13 protein-coding genes and 1 pseudogene are annotated in these 15155 nt (G+C 67.1%); 7 read left to right on the forward strand and 7 right to left on the reverse strand.

Annotated features, from left to right (window positions below):
- Together ACSSV8_RS10585 and ACSSV8_RS10590 are read left to right on the forward strand one after the other, a co-directional pair.
- A partial coding sequence (locus tag ACSSV8_RS10585; protein ID WP_454282405.1) for a transposase occupies positions 1 to 341 on the forward strand: 341 nt, incomplete at its 5' end.
- Positions 342 to 407: 66 nt separating this feature from the next.
- Positions 408 to 1103 (forward strand): annotated as a pseudogene (locus ACSSV8_RS10590) (helicase HerA-like domain-containing protein); the annotation flags it as partial.
- A 3-nt stretch (positions 1104 to 1106) separates the two neighbouring features.
- On the opposite strand, the gene ACSSV8_RS10595 reads toward ACSSV8_RS10590, so the two are convergent.
- The gene (locus ACSSV8_RS10595; protein ID WP_354539529.1) at positions 1107 to 2018 is read right to left on the reverse strand and encodes a phosphotransferase; all 912 of its coding nucleotides are present in this window, start codon (positions 2016 to 2018) and stop codon (positions 1107 to 1109) included.
- Between the two features lie 102 nt (positions 2019 to 2120).
- On the opposite strand from ACSSV8_RS10595, the gene ACSSV8_RS10600 reads away from it, so the two are divergent.
- Genes ACSSV8_RS10600 through dxs form a run of 3 tightly spaced genes read left to right on the forward strand, consistent with a single transcriptional unit; the run spans position 2121 to position 5177 of the window.
- The gene (locus ACSSV8_RS10600; RefSeq protein ID WP_354539530.1) at positions 2121 to 2363 is read left to right on the forward strand and encodes an exodeoxyribonuclease VII small subunit; all 243 of its coding nucleotides are present in this window, start codon (positions 2121 to 2123) and stop codon (positions 2361 to 2363) included.
- The gene (locus ACSSV8_RS10605) at positions 2363 to 3226 is read left to right on the forward strand and encodes a polyprenyl synthetase family protein (protein ID WP_354539531.1); all 864 of its coding nucleotides are present in this window, start codon (positions 2363 to 2365) and stop codon (positions 3224 to 3226) included. The genes ACSSV8_RS10600 and ACSSV8_RS10605 overlap by 1 nt, the downstream gene beginning before the upstream one ends.
- A 22-nt stretch (positions 3227 to 3248) precedes the next feature.
- Entirely contained in the window at positions 3249 to 5177 is a 1929-nt protein-coding gene (gene dxs, locus ACSSV8_RS10610; protein ID WP_354539532.1) for a 1-deoxy-D-xylulose-5-phosphate synthase, read from the forward strand.
- 360 nt (positions 5178 to 5537) lie between these two features.
- Here dxs and ACSSV8_RS10615 read toward each other — a convergent pair whose 3' ends face one another.
- Complete coding sequence (locus ACSSV8_RS10615) at positions 5538 to 6431, reverse strand: fructose bisphosphate aldolase (protein WP_454282406.1); 894 nt, start codon at positions 6429 to 6431, stop codon at positions 5538 to 5540.
- Between the two features lie 162 nt (positions 6432 to 6593).
- Between ACSSV8_RS10615 and dtd the strand changes: the two genes are divergently transcribed.
- Positions 6594 to 7031: a D-aminoacyl-tRNA deacylase gene (dtd, locus tag ACSSV8_RS10620; RefSeq protein ID WP_454282407.1), complete on the forward strand. Its 438-nt coding sequence runs from the start codon at positions 6594 to 6596 to the stop codon at positions 7029 to 7031.
- Between the two features lie 4 nt (positions 7032 to 7035).
- Here the strand turns inward: dtd and ACSSV8_RS10625 are convergent, their stop codons facing one another.
- On the reverse strand, positions 7036 to 7788 hold the full coding sequence (locus tag ACSSV8_RS10625) for a cytochrome c biogenesis CcdA family protein (protein WP_354539559.1): 753 nt from the start codon (positions 7786 to 7788) through the stop codon (positions 7036 to 7038).
- A 93-nt stretch (positions 7789 to 7881) separates the two neighbouring features.
- Here ACSSV8_RS10625 and ACSSV8_RS10630 point away from each other — a divergent pair, with 93 nt between their 5' ends.
- Entirely contained in the window at positions 7882 to 8112 is a 231-nt protein-coding gene (locus tag ACSSV8_RS10630) for a sulfurtransferase TusA family protein (protein ID WP_354539535.1), read from the forward strand.
- 42 nt (positions 8113 to 8154) lie between these two features.
- Here ACSSV8_RS10630 and ACSSV8_RS10635 read toward each other — a convergent pair whose 3' ends face one another.
- The 4 genes from ACSSV8_RS10635 to purQ all read right to left on the reverse strand — a co-directional run bounded on the left by ACSSV8_RS10635 (position 8155) and on the right by purQ (position 15087).
- A complete protein-coding gene (locus ACSSV8_RS10635; RefSeq protein WP_454282408.1) occupies positions 8155 to 10881 on the reverse strand; it encodes an Rne/Rng family ribonuclease in 2727 nt (908 codons plus the stop codon).
- Between the two features lie 397 nt (positions 10882 to 11278).
- Positions 11279 to 12616, reverse strand: a complete 1338-nt coding sequence (locus ACSSV8_RS10640) for a sigma-54-dependent transcriptional regulator (protein WP_454282409.1) — start codon at positions 12614 to 12616, stop codon at positions 11279 to 11281.
- A gap of 6 nt (positions 12617 to 12622) precedes the next feature.
- Positions 12623 to 14386: a sensor histidine kinase gene (locus ACSSV8_RS10645; protein ID WP_454282410.1), complete on the reverse strand. Its 1764-nt coding sequence runs from the start codon at positions 14384 to 14386 to the stop codon at positions 12623 to 12625.
- A 32-nt stretch (positions 14387 to 14418) separates the two neighbouring features.
- On the reverse strand, positions 14419 to 15087 hold the full coding sequence (purQ, locus tag ACSSV8_RS10650; protein WP_354539538.1) for a phosphoribosylformylglycinamidine synthase subunit PurQ: 669 nt from the start codon (positions 15085 to 15087) through the stop codon (positions 14419 to 14421).
- Positions 15088 to 15155: the final 68 nt, after the last annotated feature.

A 15155-nucleotide genomic window follows, 5' to 3' on the forward strand; every position in this document is an offset into this window, starting at 1 on the left:
CGGCCGATGTGGAAAAGCGCCGCAAGGTATTTCTGCGCAAATGGCGGCTGAAATGCCGCGCGGTCGCCGATAGCCTCGAGGAAGCCGGAGACCGCCTCTTCACCTTTACCCGGCTCGACCCCGCGCAATGGAAAGCGGCACGAACCACCAACGCCATCGAACGGCTGAACGAGGAATTCCGCCGCCGCATCAAGACCCAGACCGTGCTTCCTTGCGCCGAGACCGTGCCGATGCTGCTCTGGGCGCTCCTGGCCTCCGGCCAGATCACCATGCGCAAGATCGACGGCTGGCAAACCCTCGACAAGCCGATCGAGCCCATGACCCTTGACCTCGCCGCCTGATCAGGCCCAAATCAACCCGCCCGGAGAACGCCGCCGGAGAATTTCCACCAGATTCGAGACACGACCGCGCCCAAGGCTCTCATCGACAAGGTGGAGCAGGTGGCGCGCCTCATCCGGTCCAAGGGGGTAGGGGTCTACTTCATCACCCAGAACCCCGATGACGTGCCCGACGCGATCCTGGGCCAGCTTGGCAACCGGTTCCAGCACGCGCTGCGCGCCTTTACCGCGCGCGACCAGAAGGCGCTCAAGCGCGCCGCCGAGACCTACCGGCCCAATCCGCGCTTCGACACGGCGGAGGCGATCCGCGATGTCGGCACCGGCGAGGCGGTGACCTCGCTTCTGGAGGGCAAGGGCGTGCCGGGGGTGGTCGAGCGCACGCTCATCCGCCCGCCCGCGACGCAGCTTGGCCCCTGTGACGCGGCCACGCGGCGCGCGGTCATCGCCGGCTCGCCGGTGGCGGGCAAGTATGAGGCGGTGATCGACCGGCGCTCGGCCTTCGAGGTGCTGGCTGCGCGGGCCGAGGCGGCGGCGAAGGAGGCCGAAGCGGCCGAGGCGCAGGCGGCTGCCGAAGAAGAAGCGGCGCGCGAGTTCAAGACGGCGCGGCGCTATTCGGGGGGCGCAAGCCCCGGCCGCACGACGCGCGGGCGCGCCACCGACAGCCTTGGCGGTGCCATCACCTCGGCGGTGCTCAAGGAGTTGCAGGGCACGACGGGACGGCGGCTGGTGCGCGGTATCCTCGGCGGGCTGTTCCGGGGGCGATGACGGTCACGCGGGCGAGAGCCGCGCGAGATCATCGCGCAGGGCCGCATAGGCCGCTTCGGCAAGGCGCAGGCGGCGGCGCTTGAGGCCCTCGGTCTCGACCCGCAAAAGCGCGTCTATGCCCAGAAAGAAGGGCAGAACCACGCGCTGCTCGAACGTGGTCAGGGCAAAGGCATCGGTAAAGGCCGCCGCGAGGGCCGCATCGGCACCGCACCATGTCTGGCCCGAGGGGGCCATGCCGCGCCGCGCGAGATGCATCAGAAACCGCGCGATATCGCGGCAGACCGGCATTTGCGCCGAGGCACCGGTGTCGATGCCCGTCAGGCGCGCCCCGTCGTGCAGCAGGTTGTTGGGGTGAAAATCGCCATGGCAGATCGCCATGCGCCAATCCTCGGTCTCGATCCGCCGACCAAGTTGCGCGAGGGCTGCGAGGATATCGGCCTCGAGGCTGCGCAGGCGCGCGAAAGGCTGTGCTGCGGCGCAGCGGGCGGCGCGGGCAAGCCAGCCTGCGGGCGTGGCGCGCGCCCAGCTTTCGGAGACATCCGTGTAGCGGCGCAGCCAGTGCGCGGCCGGGGCAAGGGCCGCGCCGCGCGTCTCCGGCGCGGCCTGCCAGAGCCATTGCAGAAGCGGCGTGCCGGGCGCGCGCTCCATCACCATGAGACGCAGGTCCGGCAAATAGGCCAGCGGCTCGGCCACGCGAAAGCGCGCGCCCTGCATATAGGGCCAGATGCGCCGCGCTTCGTGCCATTCGCGGGCCTGCAACTCGGCTGTGGCGGGCTCGGCCAGTCGGAAGATCGCCGCGCGCCCCTGCCAATGCCCGGCAAAGACCGCGCGTTTGCCCGGCACGAGGCGCAGGACCTCGGTGATCTCTGCCCCCTCGGGCAGGTCGATGTCGGGGCGTGGATCGTCATCGGACATGGGCCGGAGATTTTCCCAAGCCTTGCCCGCCGTCAACCGAATTGCGCCCCGTGCCCTGCGCGGTTAAGGTCATGCCCGGAAGTCAGGCAGCAGGATATGAGCATGAGCGCGACCCCCGTCACGGAACTGAGTTTCGAGCAGGCGATGCAGGAGCTGGAACAGGTGGTGAGCCGTCTGGAACGCGGCGATGTGGCGCTTGACGAGTCGATCGCCCTTTACGAGCGGGGCGCGCTGCTCAAGAAGCGCTGCGAGGAAAAGCTCAAGGAGGCCGAAGAGAAGGTTCACGCCATCACGCTCGACGCCGAGGGCAACCCCACGGGCAGCCGCCCGTTGGCGGAGGGGTGATGCACGCGCGCCTTGGCCGGGATGCCGAACGGGTGGCGGCTCATCTGGACACCGTTCTGGCGGGTTACCCGGCGGGACCGGTGACCGCGGCGATGCGCTACGCCACGCGGGGCGGCAAGCGCATCCGTGCGCATCTGGTGCTGGAGGGCGCGCGTCTGCATGGCGTGGCGGAGGCGTCCGCGCTCTGGCCCGCAGGCGCCATCGAGGCGCTGCACGCCTATTCCCTCGTGCATGACGATCTGCCCTCGATGGATGACGATGCGCTGCGCCGGGGGCAGCCCACCGTGCATGTCAAATGGGACGAGGCGACGGCGATCCTGACCGGTGACGCGCTTCAGGCGCTCGCGTTCGAGATGGTGGCCGATCCGCGCTGTGGCGCGGGCGATGTGCGGGCCGATCTGGCACTGGGGCTGGCGCGCGCGGCGGGCGGGCGCGGCATGGTGCTGGGACAGGCGCGCGACATCGCCGCCGAAAGTGCGCCCGCGCCGCTCGACCTTGACGAGATCACCGCGTTGCAGGCGGGCAAGACCGGCGCGCTCATTGAATGGGCGGCGGTGGCGGGGGCGGTGATGGCGCGCGCCGACACGGCCCCGCTCGCGGCCTATGCGCGGGCACTTGGCCTGGCCTTTCAGATCCAGGATGACGTGATCGACGTGACAGGCGATGCAGGTGCCGCGGGCAAGGCTGTGGGCAAGGATGCCGCCGCGGGCAAGGCCACCTTCGTGTCGTTGCTGGGGCTCGAGGGCGCGCGTGCGCGGGCGCGGGCACTGGTTGACAGCGCCTGCGACGCGCTATCCTCTTACGGGGCGCGGGGCGACGGGTTGCGCGATCTGGCCCGCTTCGTTATCTCGCGCGAAAGCTGAGTTTGCCCCGGGGAGGGGTGTCATGACCGACCGTCCGAAAACGCCGCTGCTCGACAAGGTCCATGTGCCCGCCGATCTCAAGGGTCTGAGCGAGGCGCAGCTTGTGCAGCTTGCGCAGGAATTGCGCGCCGAGACGATTTCGGCGGTCTCGGAGACCGGCGGCCATCTGGGCGCGGGGCTGGGGGTGGTGGAATTGACCGTGGCGCTGCACCATGTCTTTGACGCACCGCGCGACAAGATCATCTGGGACGTGTCGCATCAGTGCTATCCGCACAAGATCCTGACCGGGCGGCGCGACCGCATCCGCACGCTGCGCCAGAAGGACGGGCTGTCGGGCTTCACCAAGCGGTCGGAATCGCCCTATGACCCGTTCGGCGCGGCGCACAGCTCCACCTCGATCAGCGCGGCCTTGGGCTTTGCCGTGGCGCGCGATCTGGGGGGGCCGTGCGAGACCGGCCATGGCGATGCCATCGCGGTCATTGGCGATGGCGCGATGAGTGCCGGCATGGCCTTCGAGGCGATGAACAATGCCGGGCATCTGAAAAAGCGGCTCTTCGTGATCCTGAACGACAACGAGATGTCCATTGCGCCCCCGGTGGGGGCGCTCTCGGCCTATCTCTCGCGGCTCTATGCGGGCGAGCCGTTCCAGGAGTTCAAGGCCGCCGCCAAGGGCGCGATCTCGCTTCTGCCGCCGCCCTTTCAGGAAGGCGCGCGGCGGGCCAAGGACATGCTCAAGGGGCTGGCCGTGGGTGGCACGCTCTTCGAGGAGCTGGGCTTTTCCTATGTCGGCCCGATCGACGGGCACGATCTGGGGCAGCTTCTGCCGGTCTTGCGGACCGTCAAGGCGCGGGCGACGGGGCCGATGCTCATTCACGTGCTGACCAAGAAGGGCAAGGGCTATGCCCCCGCCGAGGAGGCGCGCGACGGCGGCCACGCGACGGCGACATTCGACGTGCTGACCGGCAAGCAGAAAAAGGCGCCGTCGAACGCGCCAAGCTATACCCGCGTCTTTGCCGATGCGCTGCTGGCCGAGGCGGCGGACGATCCGCGTATCTGCGCGGTGACGGCGGCGATGCCCGATGGCACCGGCCTCAACCTCTTTGCCGAGCGGTATCCGTCGCGCCTCTTCGATGTGGGCATTGCCGAGCAACACGCGGTGACGTTCTCGGCGGGGCTTGCGGCGGGCGGGATGCGGCCCTTTTGCGCGCTTTATTCGACGTTTCTGCAACGCGGCTATGATCAGGTGGTGCATGACGTGGCCATTCAACGCCTGCCGGTGCGCTTTGCCATTGATCGCGCGGGGCTTGTGGGGGCCGACGGCGCGACCCATGCGGGGGCGTTCGACGTGGCGTTTCTGGCCAACCTGCCGGGCTTCGTGGTGATGGCCGCCGCCGACGAGGCCGAGCTTGTGCATATGGTCGCCACGGCGGCGGCGCATGACGCAGGGCCGATCGCCTTTCGTTATCCGCGCGGCGAGGGGGTGGGCGTCGAGATGCCCGCGCGCGGCGTGCCGCTCGAGATCGGGCGTGGCCGGATCGTGCGCGAGGGGGCGAGGGTGGCCATCCTGTCGTTCGGCACGCGGCTGTCGGAGGTGCTGGCGGCCTGCGAGGCATTGGCCGCGCGCGGGATCACGCCAACGGTGGCCGATGCCCGCTTTGCCAAGCCGCTCGACCGCGAGATGATCCTCGATCTGGCCGCAAGGCACGAGGCGCTGATCACGGTCGAGGAAGGGGCCATTGGCGGCTTTGCAAGCCATGTCAGCCACTTGCTGGCCGAAGCGGGAGTTTTTGACCGCGGGCTGAAATTCCGCTCCATGGTGCTGCCCGATAGTTTCATAGATCAGGCCAGCCCCGCGCAGATGTATGACGTGGCGGCGATGAACGCGCCGCAGATCGAGGCCAAGGTGCTCGAGGTGATGGGGCTCGGCCAGATCGCGGGCAGGCGGGCCTGAGCCGCGATCCGGGATGCTCACGGGGCAGGGTGTGTCGGACGGTATCCGGAGACATCCTCGGGGATCCGGTGGACGGCACGGCGGGCGGTCTTGCGGGGTGAGCTTCGTTCCCCGCGCGGAATCAAGGTGTGCTTGCACACCGCCGCGCGAGCGCCCGACCGCCCCCCGGGCGGGCGCTGTTGCAGCGCTGCGGCACGAGCGAGCGTTCAAGTATCCTGAACCATAAAGTGCCACCCACGACCGTCAGAGCGCCCACCCGCGGTCGGGCCCTCGCGCGGGGTATTTAAAGAACAGCAAACGGCCCTGACTGCCAGTGTCCGCTACCCTGCTTTCGCTGCCGAACGGGTCTGATGGCGGGCCTCAGCCCGCGACCGAGGCCGCGTGGATTGCGTCGATGGTGGCCGCGATGGTGGCGTTGAACTCGGCATCCGGCTGCTGCGCCGACAACCCCTCGGTCAGTGCGCGGCTGAAGCTGGCGATCACGCCCCGGTTGCGGGCAAGCCGCGCATTGGCCTCGTCCCGGCTGTAGCCGCCCGAGAGCGCCACCACGCGCAACACGCGCGGATGATCGACAAGGCTTTGATAATGGTTCGCGGTCTCGGGCAGGGTGAGCTTGAGCATGACCTCCTGGCCCTCGGGGAGCGTGTCGAGATGGGCGGTGAGGCGGGACAGGAGCAGATCCTCGGCCTCGGCCTTGTCGGCGATGGAGATGGTCACCTCGGGCTCGATGATCGGCACAAGACCGGCCCCGAGGATCTGGTGCCCTACCTCGAATTGCTGCGCCACCACCGCCTTGATACCGGCACGGTTGGCCGCGTCGATGACCGAGCGCATCTTGGTGCCGAAGATGCCGGCCGCATTGGCGCGGGCCAGCAGCGCGTCAAGATCGGGCATCGGCTTCATCAGCTTCACGCCGTCGGTTGCCTCGGCGAGCCCCTTGTCCACCTTGAGGAAGGGCACGACGCCGCGCTCTTCCCACAGGAACCGCGCCGAGGGCTGGCCCGCGATGCTGCGATCCATGGTCATCTCGAAGAGAATCGCACCCAGCACCTTGTCGCCGGTAAAGGCCGGGGCCTGTGCGATGCGCGCGCGCATGGCGTGAATGAGGTCGAACATCTCGGCCTCGGAGGCGTATGCGCTCTCCTCGATCCCGTAAAGCCGCAGCGCCTTGGGGGTGGAGCCGCCCGATTGGTCGAGGGCGGCGATAAAACCCTGGCCTTGGGTGATCTTGTCGCGTTGCGCGGCCTTCGACATGGTGGAAATCCCTTTGAACACATCTTCTTTGCGCCCTCTTAGGCGAGGCGCGGGCGGCGCGCAATCTTGGTGGCGCTAACAGCAGGCGGGGCCTTCGGACCTCTTGGATTTCGCGCATTTGCGGGGCTATCCTGCGCGAAGGCTGACGGCGCAGGAGGGGACATGCGGGCATTGTTGCAACGGGTGAGCGAGGCCGAGGTCACGGTCGGGGACATGCGGATCGGGCGCTGTGGTGCGGGGCTTCTGGTGCTTGTTTGCGCCATGCAAGGCGATACCGAGGCCGACGTGGCGCGGCTGGCGGGCAAGGTGGCGCGGCTGCGCATCTTCCGCGACGCCGAGGGGCGGATGAACCGCTCGCTTCTGGACACGGGCGGCGGGGCGCTTGTGGTGAGCCAGTTCACCCTTGCCGCCGACACCTCGCGCGGGAATCGCCCCGGTTTCTCTGCCGCCGCCGCCCCCGAGGAGGGCCGCCGTCTTTACGAGCGGTTCGCGGGCGCGCTTGCCGGTCTTGGCGTGCCGGTCGAGACGGGGCAGTTCGGCGGGGACATGCGGGTGCGCCTCGTCAATGACGGCCCTGTCACGATCTGGATGGAAAGCTGAGACCTCAGCCGATCAGCGCAAGCGCCGGAAACGTCTCCAGCAGCCAGAAGGAAAAGGCCGAGAATCCGCCCGTGAGCATCAGAAGACCGATGGTCCAGAGCAAAAGCCCCATCACCCGCTCGATCCGTTCCATATGCCGTTTCATCCAGCCCATGAGCCCGGTCAGGCGCGGCAGGAAGGCGGCGACCAGCAGGAAGGGCACCCCGAGGCCGATGGCATAGACCGCCAGAAGCGTCGTGCCGCGCGCGATATTGGCCTCGGAGGCGGCAAGCGACAGGATCGCGCCCAGTTGCGGGCCGATGCAGGGCGTCCAGCCAAAGGCGAAGGCCAGCCCGAGAACATAGGCCCCGAAGGCCGAGCCGCCGCGATCACCGGCATCGAGGCGCGCCTCGCGGTCAAGAAAGCCGATCCGGTAGACGCCCACGAAATGCGCACCGAACGCCATCACCAGAACGCCCGCCACGGTGTTGAACCAGTCCTGATATTGCAGGAAGGCGCGCCCGAGGGCCGAGGCGGTGAACCCCAGAAAGATGAACACGGTCGAGAGGCCCAGAACGAAGAACAGCGCGGGCACCACCGCGCGCGCGCGTTGCGCGCCGTCCTGTGACAACTCGTTGAGGCTGATACCGCTCATATAGGCGATATAGGGCGGCACGATGGGCAGGACGCAGGGGCTGAGAAACGAGATCACCCCGGCCAGAAGCGCCACGAACATGGCGGGCAAAAGCGCCGCGTCGATGATTTCGATTCCGAACATGGGCCAGACATAGACGCTGTAGCGGGCGGCGTCACGGGTCACTGTGTCACAACCCTGTGGACAGGTTGTAACAAGGCCGCTATCTGAGCATTCATGACCCCGAAAGAGATCCTTGATGCGCGCGGGCTGCTATGTCCGCTGCCAGTGCTGAAACTGCGCAAGCGGCTGAAATCGCTTGCGCCGGGCGAGGCGATTGCCATGCAGGCGGATGATCCGGCGGCGGTGATCGACGTGCCGCATTTCTGCGTCGAAAGCGGGCATGTCCTTGTCTCGGCGACAGAGGCGGACGGGGTCCAGACCTATGTGATCCGCAAGACCGGCTGAGGCGGCGTGCCCCGGCCCGCATGGGGCCGGGGCGCTGTCGGATCAGCCGAAGGACCACCAGCCGCGACGTTTGGGCTTGGTGTCGTCCTCGGGTGTCGGCGTGTCGGCCGTCTCCTCGACCACCGGTTCCGGAGCGTTTGCCGTGCCCTCTGCCGGAACCTCATCGGGAACGTCCGGGGTCTGCTCTGGGGCTACGGGTTCAGGCTGCTCGACGACCACCACGGGTTCGGGCGCGGGCGCTGCCTGCTCGGCCACCGGCTCAGGTGCGGGAGGGGTTTGCTCCGCCACTGTCTCGGCAGTCGGGACGACCTCCACGGCGGCGACGGCCGGTGCCTCGACGGTGTCCGTTGCGGCCTCCTTGGGCTTTTTGCTGCGCGACACGGTGCGGCTTCTGGGCTTGGTGGCCGGTGCTGCCTCGGTCTCTGCTTCCGCGCTCGCCGGGGGCGCCGTCTTGCGGCTGCGCGACCCGGACCGTGACCTCGATTTGGGCTTGGCGGTCTCGGGGGCGGCCTCGGCTATGGCTTCGACGTTGGCGATGGCTTGGGACGGTGCTGCGGCCTCGGGGATCTCCCCGGTCGGCGTGGCGGCCAGACCCTCATCGGCCTGAGCGTCGTCGTCTTGCGACTCCTGCGGCTCTTGGTCGCCATTCGATCTGGGCTTGCGCTTGCGGCTGCGCGAGCGGCGGCGCTTTTTCTTCGGGCGTTCGCCGTCATCAGAGGCCTCGGGCGTGGCTTCGGCCACGTCATCCTCGTCGTCCTCAACCTCGACCTCGTCGCTTGCGCTGTCGATCTCGTCCATCAGCGCGGACCCACCGGAGACGAATTGCGTCACCGGATCGGGCACGATGCGGGTTGCGGTCTTGAACTTCTCGAGGGTGAAATCGGGGCTGACCAATGCCGGATCGCCCTCGATGCGCACCGACAGGCCATAGCGCTGTTCGATCTGGGCGATATGCTCGCGCTTCTGGTTGATGAGGAAATTGGCGATGGCCACGGGGGCGCGCACCAGAACCTCGCGCGAGCGACCGCGTGTGCCTTCTTCCTCGATCTGGCGCAGGATCGAGAGCGCCATGCTGTCATCCGAGCGGATGAGGCCGGTGCCGTGGCAATGCGGGCAAGGCTGGGTGCTGGCCTCGAGCATCCCCGGACGCAGGCGCTGGCGGCTCATTTCCATGAGGCCAAAGCCCGAGATGCGGCCCACCTGGATGCGCGCGCGGTCGGTCTTGAGCTTGTCCTTGAGGCGCTTTTCCACCGACGCGTTGTTGCGCCGCTCGTCCATGTCGATGAAGTCGATCACGATCAGCCCGGCAAGGTCGCGCAGCCGCAACTGGCGCGCCACCTCTTCGGCGGCTTCAAGGTTGGTCTTGAGGGCGGTTTCCTCGATCGAGCCTTCCTTGGTCGCACGGCCCGAGTTGACGTCGATGGCGACAAGCGCCTCGGTCACGCCGATCACGATATAGCCGCCCGAGGGCAGTTGCACCGTGGGATTGAACATGCCGGTGAGATAACTCTCGACCTGATGGCGCGCGAAAAGCGGCATCGGGTCCACGTAGTGTTTCACGTTCTTGGCGTGGGACGGCATGATCATCTTCATGAAGTCCTTGGCGATGCGGTAGCCGCGCTCGCCCTCCACCAGAACCTCGTCGATATCGCGGTTGTAGAGATCGCGGATCGAGCGCTTGATCAGGTCGCCCTCTTCGTAGATTTTTGCCGGCGCGATGGATTTCAGCGTCAACTCCCGGATCTGTTCCCACAGCCGCTGGAGATATTCGTAATCGCGCTTGATCTCGGCCTTGGTGCGCTGTGCGCCCGCGGTGCGGATGATGAGGCCCGCGCCGCGCGGCACGTCGATCTCGGCGGCGATTTCCTTGAGCTTCTTGCGGTCGGCGGCGACGGTGATCTTGCGGCTGATGCCGCCACCGCGCGCCGTGTTGGGCATGAGCACGCAATAGCGGCCCGCGAGCGAGAGATAGGTGGTCAGGGCCGCGCCCTTGTTGCCGCGTTCCTCCTTGACGACCTGCACCAGCATGATCTGGCGGACCTTGACGACCTCCTGGATCTTGTAGCGGCGCGCGCGGGGCTTGCGGGCGGGGCGAAGATCCTCGCTGTCATCCTCTTCGGCCACGGATTCGATGCTGTCATCGAGGGCGGCGTGATCGCGGGTGTCCTCTTGCGGCACGGTCGCGGCGGGCGCGTCCCGGCTTGTCTCGGTGGCGTCGTCGAGCGGTTCCTCGACAGGGGTCTCGGCCACGCGCTCCATCGGCGAGGTGGCTTCGGGGATGATCTCCGCCACGGTTTCGGTGTCGTCCTCGACGGCGATGTCGATGGTCTCCATGCCCGAGATTTCGGGGCCCGGAACATCCGCTTTCACCACCGCATCCTGTGCCTTGGTCTTTTCGGCGCTGGACCGGGAGCGCGAGCGCGACCGCGAGACAGACTGGCGGGCTCTGGGCCGCTCGTCCTCGTCCTCCTGCGCGCGGGCAAGCGCCTCTTCCTCGGCCATCAGCGCCTCGCGGTCGGCCACGGGGATCTGGTAGTAATCCGGGTGAATTTCCGAAAAGGCGAGAAAGCCGTGACGATTGCCGCCATATTCGACAAAGGCCGCCTGGAGCGACGGCTCCACTCGGGTGACCTTGGCAAGGTAGATGTTGCCGGCTAGCTGGCGCCTGTTTTCCGATTCAAAGTCAAATTCCTCGACCTTGTTTCCGTCCACCACCACGACGCGGGTCTCTTCCGCATGGGTGGCGTCTATGAGCATTTTCTTGGGCATGTGTTCCAATTGCACCGCGGCACCGCGCGCGCCCCTCGGGGCGCGGGAAACGATACGGCAAGTGTCTGTCAGGGGCGATGATCGCGGCGCGCGCGCAAGGGGCGCTTTGCGCCCCTGCTGTCACTCTCGATCCTGTCGCGCGCGTCATCGCGGTTCTACTACTCCGGCCCCGTGGGGCCAATTCAGCGCCCGGCGCGCGCCATGGCGCGGCAACGGGCAAGCGTGCGGTCCCCGAAGCGGGGGCCAATCGGTCTGCTTCGGCCCTGGGGATTGTCGTCCAGAAGGGATCAGAAACAGCGAATCTCTCGCGGCGGTTGCGCATGTCCCTGCGTCACCACCGTTCTGCCACCCTAAAGCCACGGGCAGGCAAAACACAATGGAGAAATCATCCCCGCGCTCAGCCGATGTAATCCGAGCGCGTAAGGCTGTATTTCGCCATTTTTTCGTTCAGCGTCCGGCGCGGCAGGCACAATTCGTCCATGACGGCGGCGATGCTGCCCTTGTGGCGGCGCATGGTGTTGTCGATCAGCATCCGCTCGAACGCCTCGACATATTCCTTGAGCGGCTTGCCCTCGGTGGTCATCACCGGCTGCATCTCGGCATGGTCGGACATCAGCAGCGAGGTGAGCGTGCCGGTCTCGCGCCGTGCCTGCAACACCGCACGCTCGGCGATGTTGAAGAGCTGGCGGACATTGCCGGGCCAGGGGGCCTGCAAAAGCTGGGTTGCCTCCTGCGCGCTGACCTGCGGTGCCTCGCAGCCGTAATCCTCGGCGAATTGTTCGGCGAAGCGGGTGAAAAGCGTCAGGATATCCTCACCGCGCGCGCGCAGGGGCGGCACGGTGATGCGCAGGCTGGCAAGGCGATAAAAGAGGTCCGGGCGGAGCGCATCCTCGCAGGTATGGCCCTCATCCTGCATGTTGGAGATGGCGACGATCCGGGTCTCGGGCGGGCTGCCCTCTTCGTTGACAAAGGTCAGAAGGCGGGCCTGCACACTCTCGGGCAGGGCCTCGATATCCTCCAGCACCAGGGTGCCGCCGCGCGCCTCCTCGACCGCCGGAAGGTGCGGGTCCTCGGGCAGGACCGGGCCGAACAGGCGGCGGGAGAGCGCGCTTTCCTCGAGCGCGGCGCAGGAAATCACCACGAACCGCTTGCCCGCGCGCGCGCCAACCGCGTGCAGCGCGTGCGCCACAAGCGTCTTGCCGGTGCCGGTCTCGCCCTCGATCAGCACATGGCCGTCAGCTTGGCCCAGATCGAGAATATCCTCGCGCAGCCGCTCCATCGCGGCGCTGGTGCCGATGAGTTTCTTCATCAAGGAGCCGCCATCCGAAAGGTCGCGCCGCAGCGCGCGCGCATCGAGCACCACGCGGCGGCGCTGTGTGGCTTTCTTGGCCAGTTGCGTCATGCGGTCGGGGTTGAACGGCTTTTCCAGAAAATCAAACGCCCCAAGGCGCATCGCCTCGACCGCCATGGGCACGTCGCCGTGCCCGGTGATCATGATGACGGGCAGGGTGGAATCGCTGCCCATCAGTTTGCGCAGGAACTGCATCCCGTCCATGCCGGGCATCCGGATGTCGGTGACGACGATACCGGGATAATCGGGCCCGAGGCTCTTGAGCGCCTCTTCGGCGCTGGCAAAGGTCTCGGTGTCGTAGCCCGAGAGCGCCAGCCACTGGCTGATCGACTGGCGCATGTCGCGCTCATCGTCGACGATGGCGATTTTCATGGCAGACGGCATGGCGTATCACTCCGCAGCTTGGGTCTCTTCGGGCAATATGGGAAGCTGGACCTCGAATACAGCCCCCCCGCCCTCGGCGTTGTGCGCCGTGAGGCGCCCGCCAAGGTCGTTGACGATCCCCGAGGAAATGGCAAGCCCCAGCCCGACGCCGTCGCCGGGCTGCTTGGTGGTGAAGAACGGCTCGAACAGCTTTTCCAGATCGGTGATGCCCTGACCGTTGTCGCGCACGGTCAGCACCGCCGTCTCTCCGGCCGCAAGCAGGATGTCGATGACGGCCCCGCGGGTCTGTTCGGTGGCGTCCAGGGCGTTGCGCAATAGGTTCACGATCACCTGTTCGATGCGCAGCCGGTCGCCCATCACAAAGACCGGCTCTGATGGCAGGGTGCGGATGATCTCGACCTTGCGGTTGCGCAATTGCGGCTCCATCAGCGCAAGCGCGGACGAGAGCGCATCGCCAAGATTTACAGGGGTGAAACGGTCACCGGACTGGCGCGCGTAGGATTTGAGCTGCCTGGTGATCGCGCCCATCCGCTCGATCAGGTCGTCGATGCGCTGGAACGAGGTCAGCGCCTCGTCGGGGCGGTTGCGGTTGAGCAGCATCCGCGCGCCCGCGAGATAGGTCTTCATCGCGGCAAGCGGCTGGTTCAATTCGTGACTGACGGCGGCCGACATCTCGCCCAGAACCGCCAGTTTGGAGCTTTGCTGAAGCGTCTGTTCGGCCTGCGCGAGGTTTTCCTGCACGCGCCTGCGTTCGGCGATTTCCCGCTGTAGCCGGACGTTCAGTGCGCGAAGCTCCGCCGACTCGCGCTGGAACAGCACCATCCGCGAGGTGGCGCGGCGGTTGAGAAAATAAAACGCCAGCGCCATGAGAATCGCAAACCCCATGATCTCGAGCGCGATATAGCCGTTCACCTTGTCGCGCACGGCGGCATAGGTGGTGAAACTGGCGATGCGCCAGCCGCGGAACGCCACCCGCCCCTCGACCCGCATCACCGCCTGACCGCGCAGAAAAGCATCCCCCGGCAGCGCGGTCCAGTCCGAGGTGGCGCGCAGCGCGCGCTCGATCGCGCTGCGCGCGGGTTCGCGCACAAGCGCCTCGGCCTCGGTCAGGCCGCGCCAGCGTGGCTCGGTCGCCAGGATGATCGTGCCTTCGGTGTCGGTCACCATGACGGCGTCGGAAATGCCGGACCAGGCGCGCTCGAACTTGCGCAGGTCCACCTCGACCACGATCACGCCAAGCACGCCCGCCGGCGTTTCGAGCCGGCGCGAATAGGTGAAATGAAACTGCCCGGCTTCCTGCCGCAGCACCGAAAAGACCGTATCGCGCGAGCGCAGCGCCTCAACGAAATAAGGGGCCTGACGGTGATTTTCGCCAAGCCGCGTGCGCTCGGTCACGGCCACCGCGCGCCCGTCGCGGTCCAAGAGCGTGAGCGAGGCCGCGCCGATCTCGTCGACGAAGGAAATCAGCCGTTGTGTCGATTGCGCGTAATCCTGCGTGTTGAGCGCGGCAATGAGCGCCGGGTCCCGCGCCAGAAGTTGCGGCACGATGGCGTTCTGCCGCAGTTCGCTCAAGAGGTTGCCGCTATAGAGCAGAAGCCGCAATTCGGCGCGGTTGCGGGTGGTTTCGGTAAAGCGTTCGGTCAGCATCCGGTGCGTTGTCACGACCACGACCACCGCCGTCACGAAGAGCAGCGCAAGCACGAGCCGCGCGCGCCAGGGAACGGTGCGCAGGCGAGAGGGCGATTGGGCGCGGGCCGGCAGGTTCTTCATGGTGCCAAGTCTAGGCCGCGCGGCCCCCACGCTCAAGCATGGGCAAGATCGCGCACGAGCGATGTGAACATCGCCGCGCCGTCGCTGCCGCCATGGGCGGGCTCGGCCATGCGCTCGGGATGGGGCATCATGCCCAGAACGCGGCGGTTCTCGGACAGCACCCCTGCGATATCACGGGCAGAGCCGTTGGGGTTCTCGGCATAGGTGAAGGCCACGCGGTCCTCGCCCTCCAGCCGGTCGAGTGTCACGTCGTCGGCGAAATAATTTCCGTCGTGATGGGCGATCGGCACGGTGATGGTCTGGCCCGGCTTGTAGCCGCGGGTAAAGGCGCTATCGGCCGTGGTCACGCGCAGACCCACGGGCTTGCAAACGTATTTCAGCCCCGCATTGCGCAGCAGCGCGCCGGGCAGAAGCCCCGTCTCGGTCAGGATCTGGAACCCGTTGCAGACACCCAGCACATAGCCCCCGCGCTCGGCGTGGCCCACCACGGCGCGGCAAATCGGCGAATTGGCGGCAATCGCCCCGCAGCGCAGGTAATCGCCATAGGAAAACCCCCCCGGCACGCCGACGATATCGACACCCTCGGGCAAGGCCGTCTCCTTGTGCCAGACCATCGTGACGCGCGCGCCCGCCCGCTCGAACGCGACCTTGAGATCACGGTCACAGTTGGAGCCGGGAAAGACGAGGATGGCGGCGTGCATGGCGGTGGCCCTCTGATGGAAACGATGCGGTTGCTCTAGCGCGCGGCGGCCCGCTTGTCCATCAGGGT

The sequence above is a fragment of the Roseovarius sp. MBR-79 genome (genome assembly GCF_053628555.1).